This window comes from Actinoplanes sp. NPDC051859 (assembly GCF_044452725.1).
Taxonomy (GTDB): domain Bacteria; phylum Actinomycetota; class Actinomycetes; order Mycobacteriales; family Micromonosporaceae; genus Actinoplanes.
The window spans coordinates 77,759-99,500 of record NZ_JBITBX010000015.1 but is presented as its reverse complement, the minus strand read 5'-3'; the positions used below and the strand labels follow the sequence as shown (position 1 = coordinate 99,500).

At 65.9% G+C, this 21,742-nt stretch carries 18 protein-coding genes; 14 read left to right on the top strand and 4 right to left on the bottom strand.

What is annotated here, in order from left to right:
- The first annotated feature begins 18 nt into the window (after window positions 1-18).
- The 3 genes from ACIA1L_RS29360 (at window position 19) to ACIA1L_RS29350 (ending at window position 1,641) form a co-directional block, all read left to right on the top strand.
- The gene (locus tag ACIA1L_RS29360) at window positions 19-597 is read left to right on the top strand and encodes a hypothetical protein (protein WP_396076243.1); all 579 of its coding nucleotides are present in this window, start codon (window positions 19-21) and stop codon (window positions 595-597) included.
- A 245-nt stretch (window positions 598-842) separates the two neighbouring features.
- On the top strand, window positions 843-968 hold the full coding sequence (locus tag ACIA1L_RS29355) for a hypothetical protein (protein ID WP_396076242.1): 126 nt from the start codon (window positions 843-845) through the stop codon (window positions 966-968).
- A 115-nt stretch (window positions 969-1,083) separates the two neighbouring features.
- The gene (locus ACIA1L_RS29350) at window positions 1,084-1,641 is read left to right on the top strand and encodes a hypothetical protein (protein ID WP_396076241.1); all 558 of its coding nucleotides are present in this window, start codon (window positions 1,084-1,086) and stop codon (window positions 1,639-1,641) included.
- Here the strand turns inward: ACIA1L_RS29350 and ACIA1L_RS29345 are convergent.
- Both ACIA1L_RS29345 and ACIA1L_RS29340 read right to left on the bottom strand, forming a co-directional pair.
- Complete coding sequence (locus ACIA1L_RS29345; RefSeq protein WP_396076240.1) at window positions 1,585-2,196, bottom strand: hypothetical protein; 612 nt, start codon at window positions 2,194-2,196, stop codon at window positions 1,585-1,587. The genes ACIA1L_RS29350 and ACIA1L_RS29345 overlap by 57 nt on opposite strands.
- Before the next feature lie 70 nt (window positions 2,197-2,266).
- Window positions 2,267-2,704: a hypothetical protein gene (locus tag ACIA1L_RS29340; protein ID WP_396076239.1), complete on the bottom strand. Its 438-nt coding sequence runs from the start codon at window positions 2,702-2,704 to the stop codon at window positions 2,267-2,269.
- A gap of 797 nt (window positions 2,705-3,501) precedes the next feature.
- Here ACIA1L_RS29340 and ACIA1L_RS29335 point away from each other — a divergent pair.
- The 4 genes from ACIA1L_RS29335 (at window position 3,502) to ACIA1L_RS29320 (ending at window position 8,136) form a co-directional block, all read left to right on the top strand.
- Window positions 3,502-3,903, top strand: coding sequence for a hypothetical protein (locus ACIA1L_RS29335; RefSeq protein WP_396076238.1), 402 nt, complete (start codon window positions 3,502-3,504; stop codon window positions 3,901-3,903).
- A 104-nt stretch (window positions 3,904-4,007) separates the two neighbouring features.
- Window positions 4,008-5,144 carry a tyrosine-type recombinase/integrase gene (locus ACIA1L_RS29330; RefSeq protein WP_396076263.1) on the top strand — a complete coding sequence of 379 codons (1,137 nt, stop codon included), beginning with the start codon at window positions 4,008-4,010 and terminating at the stop codon, window positions 5,142-5,144.
- Window positions 5,145-5,164: 20 nt separating this feature from the next.
- Complete coding sequence (locus tag ACIA1L_RS29325) at window positions 5,165-7,624, top strand: tyrosine-type recombinase/integrase (RefSeq protein WP_396076237.1); 2,460 nt, start codon at window positions 5,165-5,167, stop codon at window positions 7,622-7,624.
- Window positions 7,621-8,136 (top strand): DUF6262 family protein, encoded by a 516-nt coding sequence (locus ACIA1L_RS29320; RefSeq protein ID WP_396076236.1) that lies wholly within the window; start codon window positions 7,621-7,623, stop codon window positions 8,134-8,136. Before ACIA1L_RS29325 ends, ACIA1L_RS29320 begins: the two co-directional genes overlap by 4 nt.
- A 237-nt stretch (window positions 8,137-8,373) precedes the next feature.
- Here ACIA1L_RS29320 and ACIA1L_RS29315 read toward each other — a convergent pair whose 3' ends face one another.
- A complete protein-coding gene (locus ACIA1L_RS29315) occupies window positions 8,374-11,004 on the bottom strand; it encodes an NB-ARC domain-containing protein (RefSeq protein WP_396076235.1) in 2,631 nt (876 codons plus the stop codon).
- A 618-nt stretch (window positions 11,005-11,622) separates the two neighbouring features.
- Between ACIA1L_RS29315 and ACIA1L_RS29310 the strand changes: the two genes are divergently transcribed.
- From ACIA1L_RS29310 to ACIA1L_RS29285, 6 genes are all read left to right on the top strand, one after another.
- A complete protein-coding gene (locus tag ACIA1L_RS29310; protein WP_396076262.1) occupies window positions 11,623-12,087 on the top strand; it encodes a hypothetical protein in 465 nt (154 codons plus the stop codon).
- Between the two features lie 198 nt (window positions 12,088-12,285).
- Complete coding sequence (locus ACIA1L_RS29305) at window positions 12,286-13,320, top strand: phosphoadenosine phosphosulfate reductase family protein (RefSeq protein WP_396076234.1); 1,035 nt, start codon at window positions 12,286-12,288, stop codon at window positions 13,318-13,320.
- Window positions 13,321-13,658: 338 nt separating this feature from the next.
- Complete coding sequence (locus ACIA1L_RS29300) at window positions 13,659-14,246, top strand: hypothetical protein (RefSeq protein WP_396076233.1); 588 nt, start codon at window positions 13,659-13,661, stop codon at window positions 14,244-14,246.
- An 880-nt stretch (window positions 14,247-15,126) separates the two neighbouring features.
- Window positions 15,127-15,294, top strand: a complete 168-nt coding sequence (locus ACIA1L_RS29295) for a hypothetical protein (RefSeq protein ID WP_396076232.1) — start codon at window positions 15,127-15,129, stop codon at window positions 15,292-15,294.
- 498 nt (window positions 15,295-15,792) lie between these two features.
- Entirely contained in the window at window positions 15,793-16,128 is a 336-nt protein-coding gene (locus ACIA1L_RS29290) for a hypothetical protein (RefSeq protein ID WP_396076231.1), read from the top strand.
- 303 nt (window positions 16,129-16,431) lie between these two features.
- Window positions 16,432-16,617, top strand: coding sequence for a hypothetical protein (locus ACIA1L_RS29285; RefSeq protein WP_396076230.1), 186 nt, complete (start codon window positions 16,432-16,434; stop codon window positions 16,615-16,617).
- Window positions 16,618-16,639: 22 nt separating this feature from the next.
- Here the strand turns inward: ACIA1L_RS29285 and ACIA1L_RS29280 are convergent, their stop codons facing one another.
- Window positions 16,640-17,122 (bottom strand): hypothetical protein, encoded by a 483-nt coding sequence (locus ACIA1L_RS29280; RefSeq protein ID WP_396076229.1) that lies wholly within the window; start codon window positions 17,120-17,122, stop codon window positions 16,640-16,642.
- A 211-nt stretch (window positions 17,123-17,333) separates the two neighbouring features.
- Between ACIA1L_RS29280 and mobF the strand changes: the two genes are divergently transcribed.
- Window positions 17,334-21,644 carry a MobF family relaxase gene (mobF, locus tag ACIA1L_RS29275; RefSeq protein WP_396076228.1) on the top strand — a complete coding sequence of 1,437 codons (4,311 nt, stop codon included), beginning with the start codon at window positions 17,334-17,336 and terminating at the stop codon, window positions 21,642-21,644.
- Window positions 21,645-21,742: the final 98 nt, after the last annotated feature.

Sequence of the window (21,742 nt, the reverse complement as noted above, 5' to 3'; positions counted from 1 at the left end):
AATCCGGAAGGCAGCGCCATGAACGACAACACCGACGTCACGGCAACCCAGACGTGGGGAAAGTCCGAGACACGCTTCTCTTCGCCGAACTCATCGACCGCCGCGGCGGCGCGGCAGTTTCTCGACAGACGACGCCCCGATTACGCCGCGAAATGGGCCGACGATGCGCAATGGGCCGCAAGGCTGCCCCATACGCTGAGCTGGAAGTCTCTCGCGGACCTCTACGACGCCCGGTTCCACCCGAAGGACCAGCTCGCCATACCGGGCCGAAATCTCACCGATGACAACTCCGACGCCGACACCGACCGCGCCAACACCATGAGTACCCGCAACCCCGAGGCGAAGTGGGACTACTGGAGCATCGGCGGCGGGTGGCGCGGTCACTTCGCGGTCAAGCATCCAGGTGCGGGACTCATCCTCACCCCGCCCGAGCACCCCTCACCAGGCGATGTGGTGTCCGCCGACCAGACAATCCGCTGCGACGGTGGCCCCAAGTCACTGCTCGACTTCGAGGCCATGCGGTGCGCGCGAGCCGTTGAAGCCGACCGACGGTACGACCAGTGGGAGACAGTCTGTGAGGCAACACCCGTCGTCTAGCCCTGGTCGCACTTCTACGGTCTCGTCACCGCGCAAGCCATCTCGATCAACGACGCCCGCGAGCAGTACCGCGACCAACCGCGATCACCAAAGCACGCCGCACCGGTCTCGACTCCGGCTGGGACCAGTGCGTCGTCGAGGAGTTCCTTGCCAACCGCGCGGAATACGTTGCCCGAGCCCGAGCCGCGGCCATTCCTGGATACGCCCTCGTGACTTGTGATTTGCGGTGGCTAGCGCCCGGACGCGTGGGATGGTTCGGCCTCAGCAGCGACGGAACCGGCGAACGCGACGCCTACCACGCCGAGGTCAACAGCTACCTCGACAGACTGCACGACGACGACACCATCGTCGTGCTCGACTGCCACAGCTGAGCCGCCCGACGAACGCCGCGTGGTCGCACCCCACACCACAGGCTTTCTCTTCAGGCCCGCACGAGGCAACACGAGCTCCTCAGGCCCGCACCTTACCCGCCGCAAGGAAGCCTGAATGTCCGTCACCTTCGCCGCCGAACTTCCCGACGGCACCGACAACCGTACGTTCCTCATCGTCTGCGATTCCACGACCGCACCGCTCGCACACATCGTCGGCTACGCCGAGGCCGAAGTCGAGGCGCAAGCCCACGGCCTGCTGTGCAACCGCTGCGCCGACTACGGCGCCGAGATACGCGAAGAATTCGCCGAAGGCGACCCCGTTCCGGTCAACGTCGCCAACGCCAACGCCGTCGAACTCCTGCAGCTGCTCGGATTCGACCTGGACCTGCAGGACGCGGCGGTCAGTCCGCTGGGCGACCCGCTCCCCGAGATGGTCGGCGCCATCGCGGCACGCCTGTTCTTGGACCGCGTCGACGTCGCGTTGTCCGGCGCGCTCGATGTGAACGACTGCGGCACGACGCCGTTGACGTACCGGCTCGGCGACACCGACCGTACGGGCGCCATCGTCCACGACTTCGGCCGCCGGCCCGGCTACCTGACCGACCGGCTCCGCCAGCTACGCGACCTGGCCCTCGCATGCGAGGCCCGCGGCCTGCGCGTGGTCTGGGACTGACCACCCGCATGCCTCCGCCCCGCCCACCGCCAAACCCCTTTCGTCACCCTTCGACTGAAAGCGGAATTTGCCATGTTCGACGACACCTCCGAAGGCCGGAAGATGCTCGCCGCAGCGCAGGACGTGAGAACACGCTTCCAGCCTGACGAATTCACCCGCGAGGTCGCGATGGCTATGTGCCGCCGCGCCGCGGACTTCCCGCAGCAGGTGCACTTCGCCGCGCAGCAACGCACGGCCGAGATCCGCCCCGGCAGCATCGACTGGCGCGACCCGCAGGTGTACGTCGCACTGGTCACGCCCGGCAAGGAATACGGCATCTGGGAGCACGGCCAGCCGGTCGAGCAGGTGCCCGGCTTCTGGCTCGGCATCACCGTCGACGAGCAACGCACCGCCCGCAACCTGGCCGAACAAGCCGCGGCCGTGCACCTGGCTGGGCGTCCCGGAACTGTCGGCTACGCCCGGGTCAATGCCGATGGCCGCGCCGTCATGTTCGAGAGCCTGCCGTGCGAATCGGTCCAGCACGACACTGCGGACAGCAGCACCGGACCGGAACATCCGAAACAGGGACCCTGGGGCGTCCGCGGCGATCAAAGCCGAAAAGAACATGCTCGTCGCGGCGCCCAGCTCACCCGGAGCGCACCAGCAACTGCCAGCCCGGACCGTTGCTTTGCTCGATCAATATCAAGCCGAGCCGAGTCAATACGTCAGCGACCCGTGCCGCCTCAGTGGCCGAGACCACGGCGAGAGCCGCAGGGTCTACCTGGACGCTTTTGCCGTAACCAGCCTCATATCTTCGGCCAGCAGCGATAAGCGCACAACCGTCCCAGTTGTAGGCGTGCGACACCAGTTCCACTCCCAGAACGCGACGGATGGCATCCGGCGGATATTCGCCAGGCTGGATACGATTGCCGACAAGGTCGCGCAGCCTCTCGTCGATCAGATCGGCAACGTCGGTCGGCTCATCATCACTCAGCGGCAGCCCAGTCACCTTCCAGCCGTTGAGCGGATCGCCGAGGTCAAACCCGTACACCAGCAGCGCCTTAGGCTGTTCATCCATCGACACTCGGCCATGCGACTAGGCGTAGACAAACCTTCGCAACCATAGGCCCAGTCTAAACGTCCGCCCACCGCTCCTTCTGCCATCGTCGGTGTACAAATTCATCGCGCACGAATCCGTACTTTCCGCCAGATGGTTCCTGCGGCGCGTGTTCGGCGGCGCCGCTATCTACAGCCTCGCGGGATGGTCGCATTCTCCCGACCCGATGCCCGTCCAGCCATCGGGATGCCTGGCCACCTCAGGGACCTTAACCGCGCCTACGGCGCGGACTACTGCTACCGCAGCCTCGCGCACATTGACGTGCGCGGCCGATCCCCATCTTCTCAACCGGTCCGCCCAGAAGATCCGCGGTCGGAACCGAGAAGCCAGCGAACAGATCCGGTGGTTGATCGCGCTCGCCGCCACCCCGCTCCTATGAGTCGCCGACGCTGGCTCGCTGCACGCTGCCCTACACGAAGAGGGCAGCTCGCCGTTCCGGCACGGCGGCAACCGGCGCAGCTATTCCGCCACAGCGGTCCAGTCACCCGTCGACGCATATCCCTGTGCCCAGCACCGCCTACCCACTCAAAGTCGACCAGCCAGTCGCGGAGCCCACGCATGCGTGACCAACGCACTCGTGTGCCACCCCACGCATAGGTCACGCCCAGCGCCAACTGCCCGAACCGCCTTGGCCTTGTTCCCGGCCTGCGCGACTACAGCGAGGTGATCGTCACCTCCGCAGACGGAACGGACCCTCGGGAATTACTCCGACTGAGCAGAAGGGATATGGCGGGATCCCCTAGTAGAGAAGAGCATCCGCCCCGATGAATCCGGTCCTGACCGCCGCCGAACGCCTCACCGTTCGTCCGAAGAAACTACTCACCGCGTCGAACCGCAACCTCGCCCGCGACAACATCCTCAGCTGGACCCTCCCGGCCGGCCCCGTCCGCCTGGCGGACGGCCGAACAGTCAACCCGTGCCCCAGCGCAGGAATCTGCCTCAGGGCCTGCTACGCGATGAACGGCACCTATCGGATTCCCAGTGTGCGCGAACGACACCAATGCAATCTTGCGTACGTCCTCGACGACCTACCCGGCTGGACCGCACACATGATCACCGAAATCAACACCCGGCGGCAGCCCGTGATTGTCAGAATTCACGACGCCGGCGATTTCTTCTCAGTTCTCCGGGGTTCGTCAGTCTGTGGTGTGATGTTGGGCCGGTGACCGGTGTGGCATGTTTCGCACGGGTTCTCTGGGGGTGTAGCTCTGTGGCTTCTTATTGATCAGTAACGAGGGGTAGTAACACGATGCGCGCGTTTGCGGTGACGATGCCGTCCGGCAGCCGCTATTGGACAGTGCTCGATGACCAGATGGACGCCGTTCCGGTGGCTGACCGGTTCCTGCGCGAGCTGCGATTTGGTCGGGATCGCGCCGAGTCGACGACCAAGTCGTATGCGGCGGCGGTGGCGCTGTACTTGCGCTGGTGCCGTCGTACCGGCCGGGACTGGACAACCGCGGCCGCGGACATCGGGCTGTTCATGACCTGGTTGAAATACACCGCCGGCTCCGGTGACGGCGGAGTCGTCTCCGGGCCTGGCGGTGCGGCGGTCCGCAGCGAACGGCGAATCAATGGTGTTCTGGTCGCCGTGCGCGGCTTCCTCTCGTTCGCCGCCGCCGAGAACACTGCCCCGGGCTGGATCTTGGGGCAGCTGTACGAGCTGGCAGACACCCGTGATTTGCCGCTCGAGGCTCAGGGTGAAGACAGCCGCCTGGGCTATCGGATGCGTGCCCGGCACCGGTTGCAGGAACCAGACAGCCCGGTTGACCGGGCCAGCGACGAGGAGATCGTCGCACTGTTCCAGCAGTGCCGCAGCGCCCGCGATCGGTTGATTGTTCTGCTGCTCGCCCGAGCGGGTCTGCGCCGCGGCGCCGCGGCCGGACTGCGCCGCAGCGACATGCATCTGGCGGTGGACAGCAGCGTTCTTGGCTGTCTCATCGAAGGAGCACACGTGCACGTGGTGCGCCGGGAGAACAGCAACGGAGCCTGGGCGAAGTCCCGGCGTTCCTACGCGGTCCCGGTCGACTTCCTGCTGGTGCAGGCCCATGACCTGTACATCGCCGAGCGGCAGCAGTGTCCGGCCGCCGTGTCGAACGACTTCCTGCTGGTCAACCTGTTCCGGCGGCCGGTGGGCGCGCCGATGACGCCGGACGCGATCGGGGAGCTGATTGAGCGGCTGGCTGCCCGTGGCGGGCTGCGGCGCCGGGTCACGCCGCACATGCTGCGGCACGGGTTCGGTTCGACGCTGGCCGACGCGGGCGCGACCCTGGACGAGATCCAGCACCTGATGGGTCACCAGCATCACTCGTCATCGCAGCCTTATCTGCATCCCGATCCGGCCCGGCTGCGGTCGGCGGTCAGCCGCGTCGGCTCGCCCCGGGAGTTCGCCGAGGACGGTGCGAGGTGACCGGTGCGCAGCGAGCGGCAGTGCCATTGGTCGACGGCGACAGCAGGATCATCGCCAGCTTGTGGCGGGCGATCGAGTCCGACTTCCTGACGCTGATGTCGTGGCAGCCGGAGATGCGCGTGCTGACGTTCCCGCGGTCACATCCGCTGCTCGGCATCCGGGTCTGCGTGGTGCTCGGGTGCGAACAGACGCGCTCCAAGGCGACCGGTCTGTGCCCTACCTGTGACGCGCGCTGGCAGCGGCAGGCCGATCGGCCGGCGCTGGAGGACTTCATTGCGGTCCGCCGGGTGTACCTGTGGTCTAACGAAAGCGTGCCCTGCTCGGTGCCCGGGTGCGAGCTGCCGGGCAAGGGTTGGAAGTCCAAACTGTGCCACGCGCACTACCAGCAGCGGCTGCGCACTGTTCGTCTGCCGCTGGAGCTGTTCTTGCGTCACCCCGACGTCGTTCCCTTGCCCGGGTACGGGGTCTGTCTGGTGGCGGCGTGCAGCCGGGACCGCGAGGGCGCCGGCTCCTACTGCGGGCGACATCGTGACCGCTGGCGCCGGCACCGCGCCGAACACCCCGGCGCCGATGAGCTGCGATGGCGGCAAACCGATCCGGCCGCGGTCGACCGTGACCAGGTCAGCTTGGGAGGGCTCGCGCCTCGCATCGTCGCGGAGATCGTTTTCGCGTTGCAGGAACGTACTCGGCAGGGAATCCGAACCTACCCTCACCAGCTACGCCCGATCTGCACAGCCGCATTGTCGTGCCATGCCCGGTCGTTGCAGAACATCCCAGCAACGATGCTGGCGTCGGTGCCCGCCACCGTGCACAAGAGCATGGTCACCGCCGCTCGCCGACAGCAGCTGAGCCCGGAAACCGAACGGATCAAAGACGAATGGGATCTCGCCGCGTTCGGCCACGGGGGAACGCTCACGTTCACCGAGATCAGCCAGCCGTGGCTGCGGGAAGCCACCAAACGGTGGGCCTACGATGACCTGCCCCGGCGCCGCGGCGATGTCGGCCGGGTAGTCCAGACGCAGATCAACTCGCTGGTACTGCTGTCGGACAGTCTCCGGCTGCAGCGCGAAGACGGCGGCGACCGGCTCGCGGCACTGTCGAGGACGGACATCACCGCATTCGGCAATCGCATGGCCTACCTGCACCAACAAGGTGTCGTCAGCGGACACAAACGGATCTACACATGCCGCGACGTACGCCGCATCGTGACCCGGATGCGCGGCATGGGACTGACCCGCACCGGTCAGCCGCTACATCGCCTGCCCGAGGACTTCGCGCTCGGCCAGCACGACGTTCCGGAAACACCCGACGACGCGGAAGGTGGGCGCGACCTTCCCCCCGAGGTCATGCGTCATCTCTGCCAGTATCTGCCCCGCCTGGACGACGTCAGTGTCGAACTTCGAGTAGCGGTCGAGTTGATCATCGACACGGGGCGGCGCCCCAACGAAATCTGCCAACTACGCTGGGACTGCCTCGAACGCGACGGCGACGGCAAACCCGTCCTGATCTACGACAACCTGAAAGCCAACCGTCTCGCGCGCCGGCTGCCGATCCCGGAAGCGACCGCCGCGCTGATCACCACGCAGCAGCAGCGGGTCATCGCCCGTTTCCCCGGTGCGTCACGGAATCAACTGAAGTTGTTACCCGCGCCGACCCGCAATCCCCGCGGAGCCAAAGGGATCGGCAAGATCTGGGTATCCGGGCGCCACCGCCGGTGGGTCGACAGCCTGCCGCCGCTCCTGGTCCCCGTCCCCGTCATCGAGGACGGCCAGCAGATCACCAAACAGCTACCGTTCGACCCGGCACGGGTCTGCTTGTACGCCTACCGCCACACCTACGCGCAACGGCACGCCGACGCCGGAGTCGCCGTCGACGTACTACGCGAACTCATGTCACACCGTCAGATCAGCACCAGCCAGCAGTACTACCGCGTCGGCGAACAGCGTCGCCGAGACGCCGTCGAACGGGTCACCACCATGCAGTTCGACCGCCGCGGCAACCGGATCTGGCGCCAAGCCAAGGCCCTGCTGGACTCCGAGCGGGTCCGCCGCGCCGTGAGCGAAGTCGCTGTCCCCTACGGCTCCTGCAGCGAACCCAGCAACGTCGCCGCCGACGGCGACGACTGCCCCGTCCGGTTCCGCTGCGTCGGCTGCGCCCACTTCAGCACCGACATCTCGCACCTTCCCGACCTCGAAACCTACCTCGCAGACCTCCTACGCAACCGCGAACGGCTGCTGGCCACCGTCGTGGTCGACCACTGGGCCAAGGCCGAAGCGATGCCCAGCGACGCCGAGATCAGCCGCGTCCGCCGGCTGATTGCCCGGGTCAAAGCCGACCTGGACGATCTCACCCAGGCCGAACGCTCCCAGATCGAAGACGCCGTCGCCATCGTCCGCCGCAACCGCGGCACCATCGTCACGCTTGGGCTGCCACGAGCGCGTCAACCCCTACCCGACGTCCGACCGGAGCGCACCGCATGAACGACCACATGAGCCACGGCCGGCAAGCCGACTCCGCACGCCGCCGTCAACGCGTCATCAAGGCTCTCAACACCAGCATCACCGCCGGCAGCGAGATCAGCGTCTCAGCCATCGCCCGAGGCGCTAAAGTCGACAGGTCGTTTCTCTACCGCCACCCCGACCTGCTCGCGCAAATACACACCGCACAAGCAGAACCCGTCGCCATCACGGGCAGGCCGAGCGTAACGATGGCCTCCCTGCGAACGGACCTCGTCAATGCGCAGGATCGGGCCAACCGGCAGGCTTCCCGGATCCGGCAACTGGAGAAAAAGCTCTCCGAACTCATGGGTGACCAAGTCTGGCGTGAGTCTGGACTCGGCGCTCCCGACGACGTCGACCAGATGAAGCGTCGCATCAACGAGCTCGAACAACAAGTCGTTGATCTCGAGGACGCCCTGTTTGAACGCAACCAAGAAGTCGAGGCGGCCAGAGCGGCCAACCGTGACCTCATGAACCAACTAAACCGCTCATGACCAGCACCCTGATCGTCCATGCGGCTGTCTGTGCAGCCCCAGGCAGCAAAGGATGCTGACCCCGACGGGCCGCGCTCGACTACGCTAAGTCACTTAAACGAAGAGAAGCGCTTTCCGGCAACCCAGATGAGTGCGTAGCGCCTTCCAACGCTCTCGCTCAGGAGCGTGAACGCGCGATAGCGCACCGCGCTCGCTGCACATCGGAGAACCCGCTCGCCGGCGACTCGAAGAGTGGTGTCAGGTGTCGGTCTCCCCGGCGAGGCTACTCTGCAACTTCAAGCAGTAAGCATTCTCTGGATTTAGAGCTAGACCCGCAGATACCCACTTACTCGCCGCAGCAGCATCATGGTCATACACGCACAGCCACGCAAGGCGAGAGAGGTCGTTGGCGTCTGCCTCATCTGTGCGAGCTTCGAGTAGGCTACGCAGTTTTCGTACCACCAAACGCTTCTCGTCAGCGTCTAGGCTGATCTCTTTACGCGACAATAGTCCGATTAGCCTAGAAGCGGCGGCGCTGAGCTCGCTTAGCGGCAGGGTGGCCAACTCTGCAAGCTGCAGCCGAGCATGCATCTCCGCTAGCGAGTCGGAGTTTGCACGATGGAGGGCGATCACTCGGCGCCAAGCGTCTTGATCATCTGGATGAGACTCCAGGTAGCGATTTATTGAATGAATTGCATCCGCGGTTGATCCGACGTAGTCACGCTGCAATTCTGCGAGCGTCAACCATGCAGGCGGGTATTCAGAGGCAATGTACTCAACTACTGCGAGTTCCTGTGTCAGGTCGGCACCCTTCTCTGCCTTCTGCGCGATAGCTCTAGCGAGTCGATCGATCCTTCTTCCAAAGCCTTGCCCCAAGTCCGTGGTGGTCATTGCGCCAAAACCCTTAATGAGCTGCAGGTCCGCGTCGACCGCAATCTTCAGCGGGCTAGTAACTAGCTTCTTCTTGCCGAACAGGGCCGCTGCAAGGGGTACCGACAGGAACTCGCCATCTTCGTCTTCGTGAGAAACGTTCTCAATCAGGGACGACTGCTCTAGTTCTGCGACCCCTCTTTCGACGTCCATGCGTTCGTTCGCAGGTCGCAGGAGTACTGCCTCGAGGCCGACTCTGGGAACCATAGAGCGCCAGCTGCACAGAGTCAGAAACACCCTTTGGGCCACGGGTGTCAATGCCGCGTATGACCTTTCGAAGAGAGCGTCAAGCATAGCGTCTTTAGAAGCTACAACCCTCTTAACGGTGATCTTGTGACCAGCATGGGCCACTTCTCCCAGCATGACTTTCGCGATATATGGATGCCCGCCGGACTCCTCAAACAAGTCATCTCTATAACCTTCATCCAGAAGGCTACTTATCCCCAGGCGTAGTGCATTCTCGCTTACGAGATCGGCAAACTCTTCCCGCGCCATACCTCTCACCTCAATCGGGTAGTCCGCTTTGAAATCACGGGTCCTTGTGGTGATGAGAACTTTATTCGGTAGGCGAACAGCATTGCTTAAGAAGGCGTATAGTTCAGCCTGCCCTCGAATCGTTTCAAAGTTGTCGACCACAAAAAGGAAAGGCCCATTAGCTGATGTCCCCGACAAACATTCCGTGAGAAACGTCTTGGCTTCCTTTGACTTCAGCGTTTCGCCGGGCCTCATCATGTTGGCGAAGTCTCGAGCAATATCCTCCGCACTCAGCACGTCTGCTTTCACCACGCGCGGACCCTCTGAAAGAAGGTCGATATCGCGAGCGCTGAACCACACGATAGCGAATAGGGAATCACACGCAGAGAGTTGATGTAGCACTTCAAGCGCGAGTGACGTCTTCCCGATTCCTCCTCGCCCCTGAAGCGTTACGACCGGGTGCCGATCATCAGTGAGCCGCGCCTTAAGCTCTGCTTCGAGGGCTGCACGCTTGACGTACCCCTGGCGTCGCGGTGGCATGTTCGTGAAGACGTTCCCGACAACGTCAAGGTCTGGAGAAGCGGCCGTTTCGCTCGGCGGGAGCGCTTCAACGGGTAGAAGGTACGCAGAGCCGTCCTGCTCCTGTCGTTCATCGGTTATATAGGACAGACATTCGAACGCCTGATTTCGGAAAGCCCCGTTCGGCAAGAAGAAATCAGTGAGATCGGGATCGGTAAACAAAAGATTTGCGTGTCTCGGCTCTTCGTTGAAGAGATAAACCCCGTCAGATAAAGAGTGATTGTTTTCTTTCGTTAGATACACAAATTGTTCGCGTCTCCCACTAAAAACACTAACACGATACTTTCCGGACAAGTTTCGCTTCAAGTAGGCCCATGGCCGCTGAAATGCTGGAGCATTGGTCAGAATGAGGGCTAGGGACTTATGCAAGTCTAAGCAGGCTCCGGCGAGGCGCGCGGTTTTAGGCGCGCCGTGGCCGCGGGTTCGATTCCTCAGCCATACGAAGGTCCGCACCCAAACGCGGAGGCTAACTTTCCGATTACTCGTCTCCTCGACTTTTGGGTCGATTTCCAGGCAGGCCCGACTCAGGCTGTCCACTGCAGCACGCTGCCAGCTGGGGTCGTCGGGGCCGCAACTGATGGTCAAGGCCATCTGGGAATCTCGGACGTAGGGCGTCAGGTGCTGACTTGCTGTCCCAGTTGCCGCTTCATCAAGAACGCTGGCCCATTCCCCGATTCCATCTGCGCGAAGTAGCCTATATTCGAGGGCGTATCGATGATGCTCTCTGTCATCCGTCATGCCTGTGAGAAGCTCAACGACAAGCAGCTTCACCAGCATTTCGCCGAGGTACATCAAATCGAAAAAGTACGCCGCGTCCGAGTCTTCTCGTGCGAGCGCGAGGCGCTCAAGCATCCGCTTGGCCGGCAGGAAGTCCGTCTGCACGTCATCAAGATCGATGGTCGACATAGCTCTCCTTGCATGCCAGCGCCATCGAAACAAGGCTGGGGGAAGGCTTGCTCTGGCGGGTCCAGATACCGCGCGCGATAGCTTAACCCAAAAGGCAAGGAGGAGGAATTACCCGAGAGCGTGGTGAACTCGCGCGCCGTCCAGGTACGAGAGCCACAGGTCAACGCCCGGAAGCTGCGCCGGCCAGTCCAATGAATCACGGTAGAGGGCGCTCGAGCCCCTGGGTGAAAAACGGCGGCGCGCATATCGGTTGCCATGCGGCTATGTCGCCGCATCCGCGATGAGCCAACGCCTCCCTGTCGCGGCGCTGTGACGGCAGCGGACTCGGCGCGTAGCTGTGTGCGCTGGCTCTCGCCCCCAAGAGCCGGTGTTGGAGCGGCGACATAGCTCCGGATCCGGAAGTTACGGAAGGCCATATTCGGGCATAAACGGCCCGCTCGACCGGGCTCGGGAAGCAGTCCTGTTCGGAGGGCAGTTCACTGCGTTCACCCGAAGGGGCAGCTCCCGACGAGGTCGGTTGCGCAACATCTGTTGTGATCTTTAGTCTCGCATCATATAGCTGCTGAGCTGCGCAAACTCTGGCGAGGCGTCCACCTAAGGCGGTGAGACCCCTGGAGAATCAGCGATGACTACCTCTTCGCGTGGCGTCACGTCTGGGACGCCTGTCGCACGAGCCGGTTCTACGCCTACACCAAGGAAGTCGACCGCATCGAACGCCTCGTCGCCCCCGATCCCCCGCCGAATTTCGCCTGGGTCTACAGCTACGGCGGCACTCAAGACACAAGCCTCGACCCCGCACGGCACCGCGTCGCCGACGTGTTTCCCACCGTCGAGGCACTGCACGCCGCCGACCACCACGATCAAGCCGCCTCCGACCTACTCGCAGTCGATGGCCCCAGCCCCGTCGGGATGACAGCGAACAAAATCCCGAAGGTCCTCGCCCTGCTCGGTCACCGCACCTTTCGTTCCTGGCAAGAACAGGCCGACGCTCAGCGCGCCGCATTGCAACAGCGCCGTCAGCGGCGTTTCACCGTCAGCCCACCGCCGACGCACAGCGGCACCAGCGCACGGAAGCCGGACTAGATCCGTCCGCTGCGATCCCGTACGGCGCCGACATCTACGCAGTGCTCTGCACGAACGCACGCCGCGCGCGTCCGGCGCCGCGGCAGCCACCAAGTCGTCCTCAGCCTCGGCGGCCACGCTACCCGCCGACGCGCCCTCTCGGGCTGCCCAGCGTCGCCTACCCCGTCACCGTCGACCAGCCATCCTCGGAGCACCTCCATGCGTGAACCGCGAACTACTGTCCCACCCGGACGCGCGCGCCAGCTCGAGCACCGCGCCCTCGACAACCTCGAGCCCGTTCCCCACCTGCACAACTACGACGAAGTGATCGTCAATTCCTCCGGCGGCAAGGACTCGCTCGTGACGAAGGCCGCCATCCGGCGGTTGGCCGTCGCCCAGGGCTACCCGCTGCACCGCGTCGTCGTGCAATACAACCGGCTCGGCGACCGCGTCACCTGGCCCGGCACCGCCGACATCGGCCCAAACGCACCGCAACTACTCGCCGCGTACGGCGACCAACCCGGCACCGAACAACTCGTGACCCAACAATGCGACCGGCTCGGCCTCACCCTGTTCGTAACCTCCAACCCCACACCTGGTGATCTGCTCGACCGCATCGCCGAACGCGGCCGATTCCCGGACGGCGGACGACGGTTCTGCACCAGCGCCGAAAAGCGCCAACCGGGGCAAAAGTTCATCACCGCCCGCTACCAGCGCCTCGCCCTCGACCGACCGGCCCGGCTCCTCTACGTCTTCGGTTTCCGCGCCGCCGAATCAGCAGCCCGCGCGAAGAAGACCCCGTTCGTGGCCAACGCCAACGTCAACAGCCGCCGGACCGTCGACGAGTGGTACCCGATCCACCACTACACCGACGAGCAGGTATGGCAGACCATCCACACCGAGCAACTGCCGTACCACTGGGTGTACCGAGCCGGTATGCGCAGGCTCAGCTGTAGTTTCTGTGTCCTGGCAGGACTCGACGACCTCGTGCTCGCCGCCGCTCTGCGACCCGACGTCGCCGCCGAATACCTCGCGATCGAACAGGCGAACATCGCCCGTGGCCGCGCATCCGGAGACCTGAAGGGACGCACGTTCCAGAGCCACCGCACCATGGCCCAGATCATCGACGCCGCACGCCACCACCCGATCGTCACAGAACTCGGCCTGCAGGTGCCGCAAACCTGTCCGCCGACGACGACACGATCATCATCGTCAGCGCGCCGCCTACTTGGGCTGACCGCACGCAGACGGTGAGAGCGTGAAGGTCTCGCACCGAGGTCACCGCAGTCGCCGGGCCGCCACCGACTAGATGACGCGCCCCCCGTTACGAGCAATCCACAGAGCGTCTGGGTGCGCTCGCTGAGGACCCGAAGGTCAGCCTCACCGGCGCCGGGGGTTAGCAAATCCGGCAGACCATCTTGGCGATCGTGTCTCGCTGCGCTCGACGCCAAGATCGTCCGCTCGAACAGGGTTTGCACCCCCGACCCCGGCGGGCTCTGACCGGCCCGTCAGCGCGGCACCCCAGCGCCGGGATCACCCGATCCCACAGGAAGGGCCGCATCGGGATACTGCGCCTGTTGGAGGCATGCACCATGACCGAGAACCTCGTCGACCAGACGATCTCCGCCGATCAGACGGCCACCACTACCGAGCGGCCGGCCGTCCCGGAGGGCTCGGTGTACCTGGCCGACGTCCTCGCTGCCGTCCGTAAGCACGCCCGCGACAACAGCTGGTGCGATGACGCCGAGTACGTCACCAAGGAGGCGCTCAACGAAGGCTTGACATTCAAGCCGGCCGGCAACGCATGCGGCGATCGGTTCTGCAACGCCTGCTACGGCAACGACGCTGTCGCCGTCGAACGTTTCACCCCGGTCGAAGAGACCGACCCGTTCGTCACCAAGGCCCGCCTGAAGGCGGCCATCAAGAAGGCCATCTACCTCGGCTACGACGGCAGCGGCCCCCACCGCCTGTATCGAGAGCTCGTCGACATCTACGACCTGGACGAGGTTGTCCTGCCAGTCCTCACATACTCGGTCACGTTCACTGTCACCGAGGCAGGACTGCGCGGACGAACAGTCGACGAAAGCGGCGTGGCCTACGCCCTGCTCGGCGGAGACACCACAGGCTTCACCGTCGTGACCGAATCCACCGAGCAGGCCACCCCCACCCTGACGTCATAGCCCTCACCCCTGCCCGGCCGGTTCGCACCCGGCCGGGCAGCACACCACCTCGTCACCAGCCCGATATTGGACGCCTACAGATGGCAGCGCACCAGCCCTCCAGCAGACCGAACTCAGCCCGCTCCACCCGCCGACACCCCGGCGATCCGCGGCAACGTTCTGACTTATGCCGGCATCCTGCACTCGAAGCTCGCCGCAGAGCAGGCGTCAACGACGAACCCCCGCGACAAGAACCACGATCAAGATCTTCTTTGCGTAGGTGGGCGAGGGTACAGACCGTATGCTCCCGCCGGACCGGTGCGGCCGGCCCATGGCCGCTGGCGCGTCCAGAACGGACCAGCCGCCCCTATCACCGTGACCGGGTGGGAACGGTTAATGCCGGATCGAGCCTGCGGCCCGATAGCCGCCTGGAGAAGCCTACCGCCGGCAGGCCGTAGCCGTCATGGACAGCACCGCCGCCACTGTCCCGGGTGCCTCGGCGCGGCGAACGGCACGCCAAAGGCGCACATGTGTCGCCGTCTCCTGAAAACTGACCCCCTGGCGTCTCTCGGGACCACAGGGGGTCAGTCTTCAGAAAGCGTTGACACACATGGCGTCACCGTGGCGGCGATGGGATGCAGGCCGCCGTTCATGCCGGGGTACCGCATTCCCGGCCCCCAGTGGTGCCCGAGCCGACCGGCAACGGTCAAGCCGGTCAGTACATCTTGGAAGCGCGGTCACTAATTCATCTCCCGGAAGGCGGCCACGCTTCCAAGATCTCCTGCCCTTCCTGCTTGACCACCACTCGGCCGACCACGGGCAGCCACCGACCTGGCAACGCGGCAGCCCCGGGCACGAACGGGAGCCAGCCGCACCCACACACCGCCGAGGAGGCAACGCCATGTACCGCACCTCTGACCTCACCGTCCGCCGCACCCGCCGCGACACGGGCGCCGACGACGCGGCCCGCCGCCCCCGCCGCCGTTACGTCCTAACCGGCGAGAAGGACGCCTTCAACCCCGACCGCGCAGCCGACATGATCGAACTGGCTATCGTCCGCAACTACTAGCGGGCACCGGTGGAGGACCTTCGGGTCCTCCACCCGCCAGTGCCCCGTTTCGGTCCGGTATCCGCAGCATGCAGGAACGCGACGTCCAGCGAATCGGCCTGCGGCCGATGGCCTCCCGCCGGGCCAGCGCCGGCGCTGGACCCCGCGCCTCGCCGGCGGGGCAGGCTCCGGGATGAGCAGCAACTATTTCTCACGGTGGGTGGGTGTCTCGGCGTGGGTCATCCCGCCGCCTGCCCCAAGGGGTAATCACACCGAACGCCGAACCACAAGGAACCCACTTGCGGCCCGACGCCCGGCGCGATGAATCGAAGATCAGGCGACGGGATGACCCACAAACACCGAGCCACCTACGGCAAGGCCCGAAAACAAACAGTCAACACCACAAATAAGGCCAGGTCAGCGCATAGATAAATGCCACTAAATGCGCTATGATTAACGAGTCAGGGAGGGCAAACCCTGGCAACGCTGATAAACGATTAACAACTGAAAGTAGGAATCGTGAGCCGTCGCGAACTCGTGCCCATCGACGAGACTGTCTCCTGCGTCATCGTCGGATGGGACCGCCCGCTCTGCTCGTACTTCGCCCACGTCTACCTGACCGGCGACGACAACGAGTACGACGCCCCCACCCACGCCATCGGCGATGACTTCTTCGAGGTCACCGACCCGGGCGCTGTCGTGGACATGGTGAGCACCTACGCGAAAGTCCCCGACGACCTGATCGACATGCTCAAGACCGACGAGAAGAATGAAGGACGCGCCGACCCCCCGGCACTGGTCGCCATGCTGTCCGCGCCGCTGTTCGACACGAGCGCCCTGCCCTGCCCGTTCTAGGTCACTGACTCTGCGGAGTTCGCGGCTCCCGGAAAAGGCAACCGGGGCCGCGAACTCCGCCCGCACCCCGCGCCCGCGTACATGCCGACCGCAGCGCACCCGACGCCGCTTGCCCCTGGCACGTAAGAGGCCGACGGCCCCCGAAGGGGACAACCCCGAGAGGTTGTACCGGGCAAGGTCCGTCGGCCAAACGCTGACCAAACGATTCACCGGCGCGCGAACGCGCCGTGAAAGCAGGTCGATCCCAAGGCTATCGCGCGGCGCACCCCAGGCTCAACACCCCACGGCCCGAAGGACCCACCGATGCCGTTCGCCCCCACCGTCGCCACCCTCACCCTCGACGACCTAACCGACATCGCCGAGCAGCTAGCCCCGGTGCTGGCCAACCACCACGACGACCGAGCACCGCTCGACGCCGCCGCCACCGAGCGCGCCGAAGCGATCTTCGGTCAGTACGGCGTGACCCTCGCCGACGCGGGCAACGCCTAAAGACACCCGCCGTCACAGCCGCTCAAGGGTTGCCGTCATTCGACGGCAACCCGTCCGGCATGTCCGGCGAACCGCCCGCGATCGGGCCATCGTCGTAACTCCCGCCTGCCGCCGGAACTCTGCCCGGCGTCTCCGCCGCCGGTCGACCCGCGCCACGCGGGCGCCCCCGCCGACGCGGCGGCGCGGCCCCGGTCAGCTCTTGCACCCGCGCGCCGACCTCCTCCACCGGCGCGCGTTGCTGCGCCTGTCGCACCCGCGCCGCCGTCACGTCCGCGATTCCCGCCGCCACGTCCGGGCGCAGCACCGCCAGCACGGCCAGCGCCATATCCTCGCGGCCTTCCGCATCGCGCACGTCCGCATCCAGCCGCTCCAACGCGTCCGCGCGCCGCTGCCGGACGCGGTCGACGGTTCCCGACGCCGCCGTCACATCGGTCAACGCTTCCAGCTCTGCCGCCTGACGTCGTTTTAGTTCCGCAATCGTCTCGTTCGTCGCCCTACTCGCCATAAAATCACGCTACCTATTACCCGAGCAGTCAGGCTATGACCTGGAATCGTTCATAGTTGGTCTGAATTTCTCGCCCATTCGTTCATTACTGGCCACACCCGCAGCCACCTGCACGCATGTTCGGGTGCCTCTCCATGCTCTTGTGGAATATGCACACCCCCTGGCATTCCAATGTCGATAAGGGGGCGGGTCGCGGCCTACGCTGGGCGTCATGCTCTCGGTCACCCGTATCGCACCCGGTGCGGGGATCACTTATCTGACCCAGCAGGTCGCCACCGGCCGCCACGATTTCCGGCCCGCCGCCAGCTCCTCGGTGGTCGCCTACCACGCCGACCCGGCCGCCAACGGCGAGGCGCCCGGCTGGTGGGCCGGCCAGAGCCACGCCCTGTTCGGGCTTCGCGGCGAGGTCACCGAGCCGCAGATGCGTAACCTGATCGGCGAGGGCAAACACCCCGTAAGCGGCGAGCAGCTCGGCAGGTTGTGGCGCCAGTACGTGCCGATGGACGATGCTGCGCGCACGTCGGCGACCGAGACGGCGTGGGGAAAGCTCCCCGCTGACGCGACCTACGAGCAGGTCGCGCAGGTGTGGTTGTCCATCTGGACGGCGCCGGAGCGGCGGCCGGTGGCGGGCTTCGACGTCACCGTCTCCCCGGTCAAGAGTGTGTCGCTGTTGTGGGCGTTCGGCGATGACCACGTCAAGCAACAGGTCATGGCCGCCCACCACGAGGGCGTCCGCGCCACCCTTGAGCACCTGCGGGCGCACGGCGCGTTCACGCGCACGGGCACGAACGGGATCACGCAGGTCGACACCGACGGCTTGGCGGCGATGGTGTTCGACCACCGCATGTCGCGTGAACAGGACCCCCAGCTGCACTCGCACATCATCGTCAGCTCGAAGGTGCGCGTCGTCCGCGACGGTCGTGAGCAGTGGCTCGCCCTGGACAGCAGAGCGTTCTACCAGGCCAGCATCGGCGCAAGGGTCGCCTACGAACGGGCCGTCGAGAACGAACTCGGGAAACGCCTCGGGGTCCGGTTCGCCGAGCGCGCGAACTCGCCGATCCGGGAGATCGTCGGGATCAGTGCCCGCGCGCTCGTGCAGTATGCGAAGCGCCGCGCGGCCATCGAGGCCGAAATGACCGGCCGCGCCACCACTCCCGGGAGCGGTCGGCAGGGGCTCACGATCGGGCGGTGGCGGCGCTCCGCCCAGGACGCCACCCTGAGCACCCGACCGGTCAAGCACGGGACGGAGTCGACCCGCCAAGCGGTCGCTAGGTGGCGGCGCGAGGATCGGGCGGCAGGCCTGGACACCACGACGGAGGTGCGGCAGATCGTCTCCGGCCGCGTCCTCGATGACGTCGACCGCGACGCCCGGCGGGTGATCAGGCACGCCGTCCGGGAACGTCCAGCGCGTGAGCTGAGCGTAGAAAACCTGAACTCGGCGGCCCTCGACCTTGGTATCGATCGTGACGACGATCGCGCCCGGATGGTCAACGCCGCGATCCGGCGACTGCCGCATCTGGCGGTCGAACGGGCGGTCGCCGACGTCACCGCCCAACGAGCGGTATTCAGGATCGACCACCTCGAGCTGGCGCTCGGCCGGATCCTGCACGTTGCCCCAACCGCAAGGCGGGCGGACTGGCAGGACGTGCAGCGCCTCGCCGCCCGCGCCGTGCGTACGCGAACCGCTGGTCTGCGCGTGTTGACGCCGCCCGCGTTGGTCGAGTGGGGGCCGTCGCTGCTGCGCGGCAGTGACCGGCAAAGCATCTACAGCCGCCACCGCGACCTGGTGTTCTCCACCGAGCCGGTCCTGAACGCGGAGAAGGACTTCATTGCTTACGCCGCCCGCCGCGGGGCCACCGCAGCTCCAAACGTGCTGCTGGACCGGGTGGCCGACGACCTCGACCTGTCCGTAGAGAAGCGGACAGCGCTGCACGCCGTGCTCGGTGACGACCGGCGGGTCACCGGCATCGTCGGTCCCGCCGGCACCGGCAAGACCTACCTGCAACGTGCCGTCGCCGCCGCCGGACACGAGGCGGGCGTGCCAGTGCTGGGGTTGACAGTGGGGCAGAACGCCGCGTTCGTCCTCGCCGCTGCCACCGCAGACGCCAACGGCAAGGGTGGTATTCGCACCGAGAACATCGCCATGTGGCTGCACGCCCAGCACTCGCCGCCGGAGGGCACCACCACCGCTGATTGGGCCTTCGCTCCAGGGCAATGGGTGATCGTCGACGAGGCATCCCAGGTCTCCACCCCTGACCTGGTACACCTGGCGCATCTACTCGAACCAGTCGCCGGGAAGCTCATTTTGGTGGGCGACCCGGAGCAGATCTCCGCGATCGGGCCCGGCGGCATGTTCCGCTACCTCGCCTCGCTCGGCAACACCGTCGAGCTGCGGGAGGTCCGCCGGTTCACCGACGTGTGGGAAGGCCCCGCGTCGCTCCGACTGCGCGCCGGAGACACGACCGTGCTCGCCGAATACGACCGCCGCGGCCGAGTCATGTCCGGGGACCGCGAGACCCTCACCCGGCGGGTCATCGACGGGTGGACCGCGGACATCCTGCAAGGCCGTACCAGTCTCATCCTGGTCGAGACCGAAGCTGACGCCGCCGTCATCGCGGCGCAGGCCCGCCGCTCGTTGATCCGTGCCGGCGTCGTCCCGGCGGGGCGCACCGTGCAGCTCGGCAACGGCACCAAGGCCGGCGTCGGGGACACGGTCGTGACCCGCCGCAACGACCGCGAACTGGCCGCCGGGGGCCTCTTCGTCGCCAACCGCGACCAGTGGAAGGTCCTTGAGCTTGGCCCGGACGGGGAGCTCCTGGTAGAGAACACCACCACCCGGGCCGCGACCACGCTGCCCGCCGACTACGTGGCCCAGCACGTGCAACTCGCCTACGCGGCGACCGTCGACTCCGCGCAGGGACGCACCGTCGATGTCGCCCGCGCGCTCGTCGACGAAGCCACCAGCCGCGCCCGGCTCTACGTGATGGCCACCCGAGGACGCCTGCTCAACCTCCTCGCGGTCATCGTGAACGACGAACCCCCCGAAGGACACCCCACGCAGCAGCCCTCCGCCGGCGTCACCGTCCTGGCCGAAATCCTGCGCGCCGACAGCGCCGACCGGTCCACCACCGAAACCGAACGGACGCTGTGGGCCGACGCGGACTCCCTGCACTTCTGGGGGCCGGTCTACGACGACCTCACCGCCCGCGCCACCGCCGGCCAGTACATCGCCGTCGTCCGCGGCGCCGCTGGCACGGATGTCGCTGCACGCCTGGCCGCCGATCCGGCCATGCCCGCGCTTGCGCAGCGGCTCAACGCGCTCGCCGCTGCCGGCCACGACCCCCTCGATGTCCTGCGCTCGGTCACCGCCAGCCGCGAGTTGGATTCCGCGCAGGACGTCGCCGCGGTCCTCGCCTGGCGCATCGACACCTCGTACAAGGACTTGCAACCCGATCCGAGGATCGCCACCAGCCCCGCCCAAGCAGCGTCGTTCACCGCCCGCATCGTCACGACCGGCGACCACGACCTGGCCGACGCGCTGCGTCAGGTCGCCGAACGCGCCGATCGCCGCGTCGAAACGCTCGCCGACCTCGCTGCCCTGCGCCAACCCACCTGGGCGCAAGCGCTGGGCGCCGTTCCCGAAGACGAAGCAGGGCATAAGCAGTGGCTGTCGCGCGCCGCGGTTGTGGCGACCTACCGGGACCGGTACGCAGTCACCGGCGACGAACCCATCGGACCCGAACCGTCGACCCGTGATCCCATCCGTTGGGGAGCGTGGCAGCGCGCGCACATCGTCCTCGGCATCGCCACCCTCGCCGGGCAGGTCGCCGCCGCACCCGACTACGAGCTACGCGAGCTTGTCGCTCTGCAACGCTCTACCGAACGCCGCGCTCCCGACTACGTGGCCGGCGCGCTGCGCGTCGCGCACACCGAACTTGCTGCTGCCGAGCAGCACCTGCGCGCCAGCCATCTGGAGCTCGCGGCCGCCCAGAAACGTCCCGACCTGGCTGAGAAACAGGCCACCGGGCAACGGCAACGGTGGTGGGCAACCAGCCCGCTCGGCGTGCGCGATGCCATCCGACAGCACCCCACAACCGCCACCCTCGAACTGCCCCGCGAGGACCTGCAACGCCTGCAAGACAACCTCCAGGACGCTCGCAGCCGCGTCGACACCGCCCGCACGAAGGTGGACGTGCTCGAACAACGGCACCACACCTGGACCAACTGGTACACCACTGCGCTGCCCACCCGCTACGCCGGACTCGCCGCAGCCGCCGAACTCACCCGCCGCGCACACCGCACCAACCCCGGCATGAAAGACCTCATCAGCGCCGTACGCGACACCACCGCGAAAATCCGAGCCGTCGACGCCACCCAGCCCCGACCCCACCAACGCCCGGTACCCGAGCACCTCACCGAGGACGCCGACCACGCCCACGACCGGCTTCTCGACCACGACATCGACACGCACCCGGAGCTGGACGGGGACCTCGAACTGGAAACCGATCCCACCCTCGACTAGCTGCTACTGCCACACGGACGGCGCGCAGACCGCATCGTCGATGACATCGGCTCCGATACCCGTCGGCGGCGCCATCTGGGTGAATTGCGCGTGATCAG